The organism is Escherichia sp. MOD1-EC5990, from assembly GCF_002965285.1.
GTDB classification, from domain to species: Bacteria; Pseudomonadota; Gammaproteobacteria; order Enterobacterales; family Enterobacteriaceae; genus Escherichia; species Escherichia coli_F.
Window position 1 is genome coordinate 1 of record NZ_PTRV01000014.1, and the last position, 14,635, is coordinate 14,635.

Annotated in this window: 12 protein-coding genes; 4 read left to right on the forward strand and 8 right to left on the reverse strand. The window is 50.9% G+C overall.

From position 1 onward, the window contains the following. The first annotated feature begins 410 nt into the window (after positions 1-410). Together BEB42_RS16500 and mdtD are read left to right on the forward strand one after the other, a co-directional pair. Positions 411-1,103, forward strand: a complete 693-nt coding sequence (locus BEB42_RS16500; RefSeq protein ID WP_001131177.1) for a FadR/GntR family transcriptional regulator — start codon at positions 411-413, stop codon at positions 1,101-1,103. A gap of 22 nt (positions 1,104-1,125) precedes the next feature. Beyond that, positions 1,126-2,553, forward strand: a complete 1,428-nt coding sequence (gene mdtD / locus BEB42_RS16505; protein WP_001280843.1) for a multidrug transporter subunit MdtD — start codon at positions 1,126-1,128, stop codon at positions 2,551-2,553. Here the strand turns inward: mdtD and rbsR are convergent. The 7 genes from rbsR to kup form a co-directional block, all read right to left on the reverse strand. Then, entirely contained in the window at positions 2,519-3,511 is a 993-nt protein-coding gene (gene rbsR / locus BEB42_RS16510; RefSeq protein ID WP_000224470.1) for a ribose operon transcriptional repressor RbsR, read from the reverse strand. The genes mdtD and rbsR overlap by 35 nt on opposite strands. A 3-nt stretch (positions 3,512-3,514) precedes the next feature. Further along, entirely contained in the window at positions 3,515-4,444 is a 930-nt protein-coding gene (gene rbsK, locus BEB42_RS16515) for a ribokinase (RefSeq protein WP_024218680.1), read from the reverse strand. 125 nt (positions 4,445-4,569) lie between these two features. Then, positions 4,570-5,460 carry a ribose ABC transporter substrate-binding protein RbsB gene (gene rbsB / locus BEB42_RS16520; protein WP_001056273.1) on the reverse strand — a complete coding sequence of 297 codons (891 nt, stop codon included), beginning with the start codon at positions 5,458-5,460 and terminating at the stop codon, positions 4,570-4,572. A 24-nt stretch (positions 5,461-5,484) separates the two neighbouring features. Further along, complete coding sequence (rbsC, locus tag BEB42_RS16525) at positions 5,485-6,450, reverse strand: ribose ABC transporter permease (RefSeq protein WP_000211858.1); 966 nt, start codon at positions 6,448-6,450, stop codon at positions 5,485-5,487. Between the two features lie 4 nt (positions 6,451-6,454). Continuing rightward, positions 6,455-7,960, reverse strand: a complete 1,506-nt coding sequence (gene rbsA, locus BEB42_RS16530; RefSeq protein ID WP_000387771.1) for a ribose ABC transporter ATP-binding protein RbsA — start codon at positions 7,958-7,960, stop codon at positions 6,455-6,457. A gap of 7 nt (positions 7,961-7,967) precedes the next feature. Next, entirely contained in the window at positions 7,968-8,387 is a 420-nt protein-coding gene (gene rbsD, locus BEB42_RS16535) for a D-ribose pyranase (protein ID WP_000715936.1), read from the reverse strand. Between the two features lie 166 nt (positions 8,388-8,553). Beyond that, a complete protein-coding gene (kup, locus tag BEB42_RS16540; RefSeq protein WP_000102341.1) occupies positions 8,554-10,422 on the reverse strand; it encodes a low affinity potassium transporter Kup in 1,869 nt (622 codons plus the stop codon). 222 nt (positions 10,423-10,644) lie between these two features. On the opposite strand from kup, the gene ravA reads away from it, so the two are divergent. Continuing rightward, positions 10,645-12,141, forward strand: coding sequence for an ATPase RavA (gene ravA, locus BEB42_RS16545; protein WP_001353548.1), 1,497 nt, complete (start codon positions 10,645-10,647; stop codon positions 12,139-12,141). Beyond that, positions 12,135-13,586, forward strand: a complete 1,452-nt coding sequence (viaA, locus tag BEB42_RS16550; protein ID WP_000956611.1) for an ATPase RavA stimulator ViaA — start codon at positions 12,135-12,137, stop codon at positions 13,584-13,586. Before ravA ends, viaA begins: the two co-directional genes overlap by 7 nt. A gap of 4 nt (positions 13,587-13,590) precedes the next feature. Here the strand turns inward: viaA and asnA are convergent, their stop codons facing one another. Beyond that, positions 13,591-14,583 (reverse strand): aspartate--ammonia ligase, encoded by a 993-nt coding sequence (gene asnA / locus BEB42_RS16555; RefSeq protein ID WP_000845098.1) that lies wholly within the window; start codon positions 14,581-14,583, stop codon positions 13,591-13,593. Positions 14,584-14,635 lie beyond the last annotated feature (52 nt).

Below are 14,635 nucleotides of genomic sequence, written 5' to 3' on the forward strand. Positions count from 1 at the left end.
TTTTTCGTCTTGCGACGTTAAGAATCCGTATCTTCGAGTGCCCACACAGATTGTCTGATAAATTGTTAAAGAGCAGTGCCGCTTCGCTTTTTCTCAGCGGCGCGGGGTGTGCATAATACGCTTTCCCGCTACAGAGTCAAGCATTTTTTTGCTTTTCTCTGTTGAGATTCTCAGGAGAACCCCGCTGACCCGGCGGCGTGTTTGCCGTTGTTCCGTGTCAGTGGTGGCGCATTATAGGGAGTTATTCCGGCCTGACAAGAGGAAATTTAAAATAATTTTCCGACCGCGCATTTTTTCAGCAAAAGCCCCGTTAATGTGCCATAAAACAAGCAATTTGCCGTTTTTGCAACCGTAATCACACTTCCTGGTGGCATACTAAGGAGGAATAAAAAGAAAAAGGAAGATTAGTAATGCCTTTAAGCGCACAACAGTTAGCTGCACAGAAAAACCTTTCGTATGTTCTGGCTGAGAAGCTGGCGCAACGGATCTTAAAAGGTGAATATGAACCCGGCACCATTTTGCCTGGTGAGATTGAGCTGGGCGAGCAATTTGGAGTGAGTCGTACAGCGGTACGCGAAGCGGTTAAAACGTTAACGGCAAAAGGGATGGTTTTACCGCGACCACGAATTGGTACCCGGGTCATGCCACAATCAAACTGGAATTTTCTTGATCAGGAATTGCTTACCTGGTGGATGACAGAAGAGAACTTTCATCAGGTCATCGATCACTTTCTGGTTATGCGTATCTGTCTGGAGCCGCAAGCTTGCCTACTGGCTGCAACGGTTGGCACCGCGGAACAGAAGGCGCATCTCAATACGTTAATGGCCGAAATGGTGGCATTAAAAGAGAACTTTCGCCGTGAACGCTGGATTGAGGTCGATATGGCCTGGCATGAGCATATCTATGAAATGAGCGCCAATCCGTTTTTGACCTCATTCGCCTCGCTCTTCCATTCGGTTTATCACACTTACTTCACGTCAATTACCAGCGACACAGTGATAAAGCTGGATCTGCACCAGGCGATTGTTGATGCGATTATCCAAAGCGATGGCGACGCGGCATTTAAAGCTTGTCAGGCGCTGCTACGCTCACCTGATAAGTGACACCCCGATAACAGGACATTGAATGAGCGATAAAAAGAAGCGCAGTATGGCGGGTTTGCCGTGGATCGCGGCGATGGCCTTCTTCATGCAGGCACTTGATGCCACTATTCTGAATACCGCCTTACCCGCAATCGCTCATAGCCTTAATCGTTCTCCTCTCGCGATGCAATCAGCCATCATCAGTTACACGCTGACGGTGGCGATGCTTATTCCGGTAAGCGGATGGCTAGCCGATCGCTTCGGTACGCGTCGCATATTTACCCTTGCCGTGAGTCTGTTCACATTGGGTTCTCTGGCCTGCGCACTTTCTAACTCGCTACCACAGCTGGTTGTCTTCCGGGTTATTCAGGGGATAGGCGGCGCAATGATGATGCCTGTTGCTCGGCTGGCCTTACTGCGTGCTTATCCTCGTAATGAGCTTCTTCCTGTATTGAATTTTGTCGCCATGCCGGGTCTGGTGGGGCCAATTTTAGGCCCCGTACTTGGCGGCGTGCTGGTCACCTGGGCAACCTGGCACTGGATATTTTTAATCAATATCCCCATAGGTATTGCCGGCCTTCTTTACGCGCGCAAACATATGCCCAATTTCACCACCGCACGACGCAGATTCGATATCACTGGCTTTTTGCTGTTTGGCCTCAGCCTTGTTCTCTTCTCAAGCGGAATAGAGCTATTCGGTGAAAAGATTGTCGCCAGTTGGATTGCCTTGACGGTAATTGTCACCAGCATCGGGTTACTGCTTCTCTATATTCTCCATGCACGACGCACGCTAAACCCATTAATTTCATTAGATTTATTTAAAACCCGCACTTTCTCGATCGGTATAGTAGGCAATATTGCAACCCGTCTGGGGACCGGCTGTGTACCGTTCCTTATGCCATTGATGTTACAGGTAGGATTTGGTTATCAGGCGTTTATTGCCGGCTGTATGATGGCACCGACAGCATTAGGTTCCATTATTGCAAAATCGATGGTTACCCAAGTCTTACGTCGTCTGGGCTATCGCCATACGTTAGTGGGGATCACGGTAATTATTGGGCTAATGATCGCTCAGTTCTCTTTGCAATCACCAGCAATGGCGATATGGATGCTGATCTTGCCGTTGTTTATATTAGGGATGGCTATGTCGACGCAATTTACCGCGATGAATACCATCACACTTGCCGATCTGACCGATGACAACGCCAGCAGCGGTAACAGTGTTCTGGCGGTCACGCAGCAACTGTCTATCAGTTTAGGCGTTGCTGTAAGTGCGGCCGTCCTTCGCGTTTATGAAGGGATGGAAGGCACAACGACTGTCGAACAATTCCACTATACGTTTATCACAATGGGCATTATTACTGTTGCTTCAGCAGCAATGTTCATGCTTCTGAAAACAACCGATGGTAATAATTTGATCAAAAGACAGCGTAAATCTAAGCCGAACCGCGTTCCATCAGAATCGGAGTAAGTTGTAATCGTTGTTGCTGAAGGGTCGGTTGGGTTATCCGATGGATGAGTACATCAATCGCCAGCTCCCCCAGTTCATCTTTCGGTTGATGGATAGTGGTTAATGGTGGCGTCATAAAGCTTGCCAGTTCGATATCGTCATAGCCAATCACCGCGATATCCTGCGGAACCTGTAACTCTGCCTGATATAGCGCCTGGTAAACGCCAACAGCCATAGCGTCATTTCCGGTAAAGACGGCCTGAGGACGCAGCGGATGTGATAACAGTTGGCGCATAGCGTCAAACCCGCCATTAAATTCAAAATCACCAGTGACTTCATAGCCATCAGGAATGTTGAGACCCGCACGTTTCATCGCCGCCCGATAACCTTCCAACCGCAGGCGCGCCGGAGTTTTATCCAGCGGGCCGGTAATACAGGCGATACGGGTATGACCTTTATCGATCAGATATTGCGTTGCTAAGTCTCCGCCCAGCAACGAGTTATCCTGTATAAGATCGCTGTCGCCATCGAACGGTGCCCAGTCCATCATCACGGTAGGCACTGTCGGATAACGTTGCATGATTTCACGCGAAGGCTGATGCGTTTCGGTGCACAGTAACAGCAAGCCATCAACGCGTTTTTGCATCAGCGTTTCCAGATTGCGATTCATCCGCTGTTCATCGCCTTCGGTATTGCAAAGGACAAGACTATAACCGCGTTCGAAGCAGCTGCGTTCAACGCCACGCACCAGTTCAGAATAGAAAGGATTGGTACTGGCAGTGATCAACATGCCAATGGTATGTGTTTGATTGAGTTTGAGGCTACGCGCCAGAGCTGATGGCGCGTAATTGAGTTCTTTAATCGCCGCTTCAACTTTGGCGGTAATCGCTTCACTGACGAAGCGATCTTTATTGATAACGTGAGAAACTGTTGAGGTAGAAACGCCCGCCAGGCGGGCAACATCTTTCATTGTAGCCAAGCGTCACCTCTGCCTGTCTAAAAATGCGTCGATCTCTTCACGCCACGGTACGGAAGGTTGTGCGCCTTTACGTGTTACTGCAATCGCAGCGGCGGCATGGGCAAAACGAATCGCCTCTGGCAATGTTTTTTCTTCCAGCAACGCCGTGATTAACGCGCCGTTAAAAGTATCTCCGGCAGCAATGGTATCGACAGCCTGCACCCGGAATCCAGGAACGCGCTGACCTTCACCATTCACGCTAGCCCATACACCACGACTTCCTAAAGTAATCAGTACAGTACGGATACCTTTTTCATGCAGTACCTGCGCCGCTTTCGCTGCATCTTCATCATTTTCAACACGAATATCGGTGAGCTTTTCTGCTTCCGTTTCGTTTGGCGTAATAATGTCCACCAGTTCCAGCAGTTCGTCAGGAAGTTCGCGAGCCGGAGCCGGGTTAAGCGCAACGATAGTCTTATTTTGATGGGCGATTTTCGCCGCTGCCATCACACTTTCGAGTGGTGATTCCAGCTGCATTAATAATGCCGATGCGTTAGCAATACGCTCACGTTGCGCCTCCACCAGCGCAGGGGAAAGGGCTGCGTTAGCGCCGGCATGAATACCAATGACATTCTCACCTTCGCCATTAACAAAAATCAGCGCCACACCTGTTGATTCGCCTTTGATCACGCTCACCGGAGAAATATCGATGTTATCAGTGGCGAGCTGCTGGCGAACGCTCTCACCAATACTGTCATCACCCGTACAGGCAATAAACGCGATATTCGCACCGCTACGCCCAGCAGCCACTGCCTGATTCGCGCCTTTGCCGCCAAATGCAACCTGATAGTGGTTACCGGTTACGGTTTCGCCTGGAGTAGGAAAAGATTGAAGATTAAGAATGTGGTCAGCATTAATGCTGCCAAGAACAACGAGGCTGCCTGCGTTTTGCATATTCGGGATGTCCATAAAATGCGCCACCGTGTTAGGGTGGCGCGTGCCCTGCTTTTCTTTATTTTACACGTACATCTGTCGATGACGTATTTATGTCACCATCAGGTCATACAACCTGATTAAAACTACTGCTTAACAACCAGTTTCAGATCAACCGGATACTTAGCCTGAACTTTCTCGCCTTTCAGCACTTTATCGGCGGTTTCGACGCCTTTCGCGCCAATCTGATCGGGTAGCTGAGCGATAGTCGCTGCTAGTTTGCCATCATTCACCGCTTTTTCGCCATCCGGTGTACCGTCAAATCCGACGACCATCACATCCGATTTACCAGCAGTTTGCAGTGCGCGCAGCGCGCCCAGCGCCATTTCATCATTCTGCGCGAACACAGCCTGAACATCCGGATGAGCGGTCAACAGGTTCTGCATTACGTTCAAACCTTTGGTGCGGTCAAAGTCCGCTGGCTGGCTGGCAAGAACATTAAACTTGTGAGCAGCAACGGCCTGCTGGAAACCTTCGCCACGCTCACGAGCTGCGGAGGTACCGGCAATGCCTTGCAGCTCGATAACTTTGGCACCTTCACCCGCTTTCTTCGCGATATAATCACCCGCGATTTTGCCGCCCAGTACGTTATCAGAAGCAATGTGGCTCACCACTTCACCTTTCGTGGCCTGGCGGTCAAGAGTGATAACCGGGATGTTCGCCTGGTTAGCCATCTTCACAGCATTACCCACTGCGTCGGAGTCGGTCGGGTTAATTAGCAGAATTTTGGTGCCGCGAACGGTTAAGTCCTGCACGTTCGCCAGCTCTTTCGCCGGGTTATTCTGGGAGTCCAGCACCACCAGGTTATAGCCGAGTTTATCCGCCTCTTTCTGCGCGCCATCTTTCAGCGATACAAAGAACGGGTTGTTAAGCGTGGAAACCACCAGCGCGATGGTGTCTTTTGCCATCGCATTCGCACTGACGGTGGCGCTTAGCGCAACAGCGGAAACCAGGGTAGCCAGTTTTTTCATGTTCATATTCAAGATGTCCTGTAGTCGTTATTACTGTTTTTTGTTGTCTACCAGCACCGCCAGCAAAATCACCACCGCTTTGACGATCATCTGGTAATAGGAGGAAACACCTAACAAATTCAATCCATTATTAAGGAAGCCAAGAATTAATGCGCCGATCAACGTCCCAACAATGCGACCTTTTCCGCCCGCCAGACTCGTACCGCCCAGAACCACCGCAGCAATAGCATCCAGCTCATAGCCAGTTCCCGCAGTGGGTTGTGCGGAGGAGAGACGCGCCACTTCAATGATCCCGGCCAGCGATGCCAGCAGACCACAAAGAGAATAGACGATGATTTTGATTTTATTGACGTTGATACCAGAAAGACGCGTAGCCGCTTCGTTGCCGCCCAGCGCGTAGATGTAACGCCCCAAACGTGTGTGATGCAGCATGTACCAGGCCGCGAGGAACACAATCCCCATGATCCAGACTGGCGTCGGTACGCCCAGCGGACGACCAATACCAAACCAGCCGAACAGATCGGCGTTCTCAGTAAAGCCGGTATTCACTGGGCTACCGTTGGTATAAACCATGGTCACGCCGCGCAGTAAAAGCATCATAACCAGCGTAGCGATAAACGCCTGGACGCGACCTTTCGCTACAATCACCCCGGTTACCGCACCAATAGCGGCACCTAACGCGAGAGCGGCAGCGACAGCCACCAGCGCATTGACTTCAATGCCGACGATAGATGCAGCCACTGCGCCAGTCAGCGCCAACAGAGAACCTACCGACAAGTCGATGCCCGACGTCAGGATCACCAGCGTCATCCCGACCGCCATAATGGCGTTCACCGAGGTTTGCTGGAGAATATTGAATAAGTTATTGATGGTGAAAAAGTTCGGGCTTAACGTCGAGACAATCGCGATCAGCACCAGCAGAGCGATAAGCGATTTCTGCTCCATCAGCCACGCTTTCGTGAAATAACGGCGACCAGAGACAGTCTGGGTTGTCATTTTTTTACTCCTGATTCACGCGATTAAGCTTGCCCACAGCGGCAGCCATTAACACTTCCTGGGTGGCCTGCTCACGAGTAAATTCCCCGCTGAGATGCCCTTCATGCATGACGATGATGCGATCGCTCATGCCTAATACTTCTGGCATCTCCGATGACACCAGAATGATGCTCAAGCCATCGGCTTTGAACTGGTTAATCAGTTGATAGATCTCTTTTTTCGCACCAACATCTACGCCACGGGTAGGTTCATCAAGAATCAACACTTTGGGGCGTGTCATCAGTCCACGGGCAATCGCCACTTTTTGCTGATTGCCACCGGAGAGCAAACCAATTGCCTGTTCCATCGACGGCGTTTTCACATTAAACAGACGAATAAAATCACTCACTGCCTGCTGTTCATCGGCATGCTTCAAACTGCCGCCAGTACGGCTAAAGTAACGCAGCGCAGTCAGCGACATATTCTCTTTTACTGACATGCCCAGCACTAAACCGTCACGTTTACGGTCTTCAGAGATATACACAATGCCGTTTGCCAGGCCATCCTGCGGTGAACGGGTAACGACTTCATGCCCATCCAGGGTGACGTAACCGCTGGTGCGCGGCAGTGCGCCGTAGAGCACTTTCATCAGTTCGGTACGACCTGCGCCCATCAAACCAGAGACGCCAAGAATTTCGCCTTTGCGTAAGGTAAATGAAACATCATTAACGCCAGGTCCGCAGAGATTATCGACTTTCAGGCGGATATCGCCCGGCGCTTTGTCCAGGTGTGGATATTGATCTTCCAGCTTGCGGCCCACCATCATCTCAATCAGCGAATCTTCGGTCAGTGATGCCACTTCGCGCTCAGCAATAAATTGCCCGTCACGAAAAACAGTAACGTCATCGCAAATTTCGAAGATTTCTTTCATGCGGTGGGAGATATAGACAATACCGCGGCCTTGCGATTTCAGCTCGCGGATGACGCGGAACAGGGATTCGGTTTCGGTATCGGTCAGCGCATCGGTCGGTTCATCCATAATGATGACTTTCGACTCAAAGCTCAGCACTTTTGCAATTTCAACCATTTGCTGGTCACCGATGGAAAGATCGCCCACCAGCTTGTCACTTTTAAAACGCAGGTTAAGTTTAGCCAGCAATTTATCCGCTTCGGCATACATGGTTTTCCAGTCAATTTTGCCAAAGCGATTAACAAACTCACGACCGAGGAAAATGTTTTCGGCAATGGTTAACTGCGGGATCAGGTTCAGTTCCTGATGGATGATTCCAATGCCGGCTTCCTGGGAGGATTTCGGCCCGGTAAACGTTGTTTCTTTCCCCAGCCATAAAAGCGTACCGGCATCGCGAGTATAGATACCAGTAAGCACTTTCATCATGGTGGATTTACCCGCGCCGTTTTCGCCCACCAGCGCCATCACGCGGCCAGGATAGACATTTAACGCTGCGCCCGAGAGGGCTTTTACGCCCGGGAAGGCTTTATCGATGCCTTTAAGCTGAAGTAATGCTTCCATGGCGGCCTCAGAACGTCACGCCAGCACAGAGAATGATATTCGCATACGGAGAACATTCTCCGCTGCGAATTACCGCCTGACTTTCTGCGGTTTGTTGTTTGAATTGTTCATGCGTGGTGTAACGAATTTCAATGGTATTTCCCTGGTGTTTTTGCAGCTGCTCAAGGTGAGTGAGCAACGTTTCGTGGAGTTGCGGATTATGTTGTTTGATCTCTTCCGCGATAATGGCAGCCTCGACCTGCATTTCATTTGTGACGACGCCCAGCACCTGCATAAAAGAAGGTACCCCCTGGGTTAATGCCATATCGATACGCGTTGTACTTTTGGGGATGGGTAAACCAGCATCACACACCACCAGCGTATCGGTATGTCCCAGACGGGAGATCACCGAAGAAATATCAGAATTAAGAACGGTGCCTTTTTTCATTTTTTTCTCCATCAGCGAAACGTTTCGCTGACCCGCAGTTTAATCCTGAGTGAGTTGGGAAAACCATCGTGACGTTACGGAAATGTGATCAACATCGAAACGTTTTACATGGTGATTAACCATGAAAACAAAAACGCCCCCTTATGGAGAAAGGAGGCGTCTGGCGTTAAATTTCGACCTGAGTACCCAGTTCGATAACCCTGTTTGGTGGGATTTCAAATTGATCCGGCGCACGCAGCGCATTACGTTGCAGCAGCAAGTATAGCTTGCCGCGCAGACGCAAATACCACGGGCGTTTGCCGAGGATCAACGACTCATGCGACATAAAGAAGGAGGTTTCCATCATCCGGCAACTTAACCCTTCCAGACCACAGCGGTGGAAAACTTCTTCCACGTTTGGCGTTTCCCGCCATCCATAACTTGCCACCACGCGCCAGAAAGTGGGCGACAGTTGTTCAATCTGTACCCGACGGACGTTATGGACATATGGCGCGTCTTCAGTGCGCAGAGTTAACAGAATCACCCGCTCATGCAACACCTTGTTATGTTTCAGGTTATGCATCAGTGCAAAGGGAATGACGTTGATTGCACGCGACATATACACCGCGGTCCCTGGCACGCGAACGGGCGGTGATTTCTCCAGCGAAGCAATCATCGCTTCCAGAGAGTTGCCATGTTCATGCATCCGCCGCAGCAAGCGGAAACGCTCGCTCTTCCAGGTAGTCATCACGATAAACATTACCGTACCGAGACTCAGTGGCAACCAGCCGCCTGATAGCAGTTTATCGAGGTTAGCGGTGAACAATGGAATATCAACACAAAGGAAAGCAATCAGGATCAGCGCAACAAAATACTTATTCCAGTGCCAGTTCTGACGTGCCACGGTAGTTGAGAGAATAGACGTCAGTACCATGGTTCCGGTCACCGCAATCCCGTACGCCGCCGCCAGGTTGCTGGAGTGCTCAAAGCTGACGATCACAATCACGACCGCGACATAGAGCATCCAGTTCACAAACGGAATATAGATTTGCCCAGACTCCATTTCGGAGGTGTGAATAATGCGCATCGGCGACAAATATCCCAGACGTACCGCCTGACGCGTCAATGAGAAGACGCCAGAGATAACGGCCTGCGAGGCAATTACCGTCGCCAGTGCGGCGATGATCAGCAGCGGGATCAGCGCCCAGTCCGGTGCCAACAGGAAGAACGGGTTCTTAATCGCTTCCGGGTTCTTTAACAACAGCGCTCCCTGACCGAAGTAATTAAGAGTTAAGGAAGGCAATACGACGGTGAACCACGCCAGACGAATCGGGAACTTACCAAAGTGCCCCATATCAGCATACAGCGCCTCTACCCCCGTAATCGACAGCACCACTGCCCCTAATGCAATAAAAGAAACCGTTTTGTATTCAAGGAAGAAATGCACCGCCCACATCGGATTCAGCGCATGCAGCACTTCCGGGTTAGCAATAATGCTACGTAACCCCAGTACTGCCAGAATCAAAAACCAGGTCAGCATGATCGGCGCAAACAGCTTACCGACCATAGCCGTGCCATTTTTTTGAATCATAAATAGTAAAGTGAGAACGATGATTGAGAGGGGAACTATCCAGGTATCCAGCTGCGGGGCGACGATTTCCAGACCTTCAATGGCAGACATCACCGAAATAGCGGGTGTTATGACGACTTCACCATAGAAAAAGCTGCCGCCGATTAGCCCCATAATCACCAGCATTGATGTGGTTCGCGCCGACGTATTACGCCCGGCAAGCGACATCAACGTCAGGATCCCCCCCTCACCGGCGTTATCTGCCCGCATCACGAAGGTGAGATATTTAATGGAAACCACAAAGATTAGCAGCCAGAAGATCAGCGATAAAAAGCCAAACACGGCATCGCGTTCAACGCCAAAACCAAACTGGCCGGACAAACATTCACGAAGTGTATATAACGGGCTGGTACCAATATCGCCGTAGACAACTCCAATCGCCGCGAGGGTAATCGCGGGCAATGATTGCTTATTATCAGTGCTCATAGACTAGTCTTTCGTTGAAATATGAAATGTGTGCTTAGTCCCTTGGCCCACAAAAAAGCGCACAGTATGCACGATTAACGGCAAAATCGTACTCCTAAATGCGGCCACATTAACCTGGCTCAAAGAAAAATAGACCTCTTTTGAGACTATTTTAGCCACCAGCAAGAAACGTCTATACTCGCAATTTACGCAGAACTTTTGACGAAAGGACGCCACTTCATTATGGCTCACCCTCATTTATTAGCGGAAAGAATTTCCCGCCTGAGCAGTTCGCTGGAAAAGGGGCTTTATGAACGTAGCCACGCCATCCGCTTGTGTTTATTAGCGGCATTAAGTGGTGAAAGTGTGTTCCTCCTTGGCCCGCCAGGCATTGCCAAAAGTTTGATCGCTCGGCGCTTAAAATTCGCCTTTCAGAATGCCCGCGCGTTTGAATATCTGATGACCCGCTTCTCCACGCCGGAAGAAGTTTTTGGTCCCCTTTCTATTCAGGCGCTAAAAGATGAAGGGCGCTATGAACGTTTAACCAGCGGTTACCTGCCGGAAGCAGAAATCGTCTTTCTTGATGAGATCTGGAAAGCGGGCCCGGCAATTCTTAATACCTTGCTCACCGCCATTAACGAGCGCCAGTTCCGCAACGGTGCACACGTAGAAAAAATCCCGATGCGTCTGCTGGTAGCGGCCTCCAACGAGCTGCCGGAAGCAGACAGCAGCCTGGAAGCGTTATATGACCGTATGCTGATTCGTCTGTGGTTAGATAAAGTGCAGGATAAAGCGAATTTCCGCTCCATGCTGACCAGTCAACAGGATGAAAATGACAATCCGGTTCCTGCCTCCTTGCAGGTCACTGATGAAGAATATGAACGCTGGCAGAAAGAGATTGGTGAAATTACGCTGCCCGATCATGTATTTGAGCTGATTTTTATGCTGCGCCAGCAACTGGATAAATTACCGGATGCGCCTTATGTCTCGGATCGTCGCTGGAAAAAAGCGATCCGCTTATTGCAGGCCAGCGCCTTTTTTAGCGGTCGCAGTGCTGTTGCCCCGGTAGATCTCATTTTGCTGAAAGATTGCCTGTGGTATGACGCGCAAAGCCTGAATTTGATACAACAACAAATTGATGTATTGATGACCGGTCATGCCTGGCAACAGCAAGGGATGTTGACCCGCCTGGGCGCGATTGTGCAACGTCACCTGCAACTACAGCAGCAACAAAGCGATAAAACAGCCTTAACGGTAATTCGTCTGGGCGGCATTTTCAGCCGTCGTCAGCAGTATCAACTCCCTGTTAACGTTACTGCTTCCACTCTGACTCTGCTGCTGCAAAAACCGTTAAAACTGCATGATATGGAAGTGGTTCATATATCCTTTGAGCGTAGCGCGCTGGAACAGTGGCTGAGCAGAGGTGGTGAAATTCGCGGCAAACTGAACGGTATTGGCTTTGCCCAGAAACTGAATCTGGAAGTTGATAGCGCCCAACATCTTGTCGTACGCGATGTAAGTTTACAAGGCAGTACGCTGGCGCTTCCCGGTTCATCGGCTGAAGGTCTGCCAGGTGAAATAAAACAACAACTGGAAGAGCTTGAAAGCGACTGGCGCAAGCAACACGCTTTATTCAGCGAACAGCAAAAATGTCTGTTTATCCCTGGCGACTGGTTAGGTCGCATTGAAGCCAGCCTACAGGATGTCGGCACCCAGATTCGCCAGGCACAACAATGCTAACGCTGGATACGCTTAATGTGATGCTAGCCGTCAGCGAAGAGGGATTGATCGAAGAGATGATCATCGCGCTGCTGGCCTCACCGCAGCTGGCAGTCTTCTTTGAAAAATTCCCACGACTGAAGGCGGCAATCACTGATGATGTTCCCCGCTGGCGTGAGGCGCTGCGCAGTCGGCTGAAAGATGCCCGAGTCCCGCCGGAACTCACCGAAGAGGTGATGTGCTATCAGGAAAGCCAGCTCCTCTCCACGCCGCAGTTTATTGTGCAGCTACCACAGATCCTGGACTTACTGCATCGTCTGAATTCCCCATGGGCAGAACAAGCCCGACAGTTGGTTGATGCTAACAGCACGATCACTTCAGCGTTACACACACTTTTTCTCCAGCGTTGGCGTTTAAGTCTGATCGTGCAAGCAACGACGTTAAATCAACAGCTATTAGAAGAAGAACGCGAACAACTGTTGAGTGAGGTTCAGGAACGCATGACGCTGAGCGGGCAACTTGAACCGATTCTCGCAGATAACAATACCGCAGCTGGTCGTCTGTGGGATATGAGCGCCGGTCAGCTTAAACGTGGTGACTATCAGTTGATTGTGAAATACGGTGAATTTCTTAACGAACAGCCGGAACTGAAACGCCTGGCAGAACAGTTGGGGCGTTCCCGGGAAGCCAAATCAATACCGCGCAACGATGCGCAGATGGAAACCTTCCGCACCATGGTGCGCGAACCGGCGACAGTTCCTGAGCAGGTTGATGGTCTGCAACAAAGCGACGATATTTTACGTCTCCTGCCGCCAGAACTGGCGACACTGGGGATAACGGAACTGGAGTATGAGTTTTACCGTCGGCTGGTGGAAAAACAGTTGCTCACCTATCGCCTGCACGGTGAGTCGTGGCGTGAAAAAGTGATCGAACGCCCGGTGGTGCATAAAGATTACGACGAACAGCCGCGCGGACCGTTTATTGTCTGCGTGGATACTTCCGGCTCAATGGGCGGCTTTAATGAACAGTGTGCGAAAGCGTTCTGCCTGGCCTTGATGCGCATTGCTCTCGCTGAAAACCGGCGCTGCTATATTATGCTATTTTCCACCGAGATCGTCCGTTATGAGCTTTCAGGCCCACAAGGCATCGAACAAGCAATCCGTTTTTTAAGCCAGCAGTTTCGTGGCGGTACCGATCTTGCCAGTTGTTTCCGCGCCATTATGGAACGCTTGCAAAGTCGGGAGTGGTTTGACGCCGATGCGGTGGTGATTTCTGATTTTATCGCCCAGCGGTTGCCTGACGACGTGACGAGCAAAGTGAAAGAGTTGCAGCGGGTACATCAGCATCGCTTTCATGCCGTGGCGATGTCGGCACATGGCAAACCCGGCATCATGCGCATTTTCGATCATATCTGGCGCTTTGATACCGGGATGCGAAGCCGCCTGCTCAGACGCTGGCGGCGATAAACAATTACAGCAGAGAAGGGACGCTCTCGCGAACAGCTGCCGGCCATACACCACACTGAACCTGGCCGATATGTGGCAGTTGCAGCAGCAGCATGGTCAAACGAGACTGCCCGATACCGCCGCCGATGGTCTGCGGCATTTCACCGCGCAGCAGCGCCTGATGCCACTCCAGCTGCAGACGATCTTCATCACCGGTCAGCGCCAGCTGATGTTTCAACGTATCGGCATCCACGCGAATCCCCATGGAAGAAAGCTCAAACGCATCTTCCAGTACCGGGTTCCATACCAGAATATCGCCGTTCAGACCCGCATGGCCCAGCTCTGACGGGGTGCTCCAGTCATCATAATCCGGTGCGCGCACGTCGTGACGATGACCATCACTCAACTTGCCGCCAATCCCGACGAGGAATACCGCGCCAAGATCTTTCGCAATCGCCCGCTCACGTCCTTTGGCATCGAGATCCGGATAACGAGCCAGTAACTCCTGGCTGTGTACGAAGTGGATCTGATCCGGCAGGAACGGTGCCAGGCCAAACTCTTCGCTAACCGCAGCTTCGGTTGCTTTAATTCCCGCCCAGATCGCCTCTACTGTGCTTTTCAGAGTCGAGAATTGACGCTCGCCGTCGCCCATTACGCGTTCCCAGTCCCACTGGTCAACATAGACCGAGTGCAACGGGGAAAGACGGTCTTCATCGGGGCGAAGGGCTTTCATGTGCGTGTACAGCCCTTCGCCCGCGCTGAAGTCGTGTTGCCCTAAGGTCTGACGTTTCCACTTCGCCAGTGAATGAACCACTTCGAACTGGGCATCAGGCAGAGCTTTCACTTTTACCTGCACCGCTTTTTCACAGCCCGACAAGTTATCCTGCGTGCCATCCCCCACACGGCTAAGAATCGGCGCCTGGACTTCAATCAGCCCCAGACGTTCTTCCAGTTGACGAGAAAAGTGAGATTTCACGAAGCTAATTTGACGTTGTTTGGCAATGTAAGCGGTTTTCATTTTTTATACTCCTGCGTCCTGTTGCTTATGATTAAGCAACAAAAACCGACAC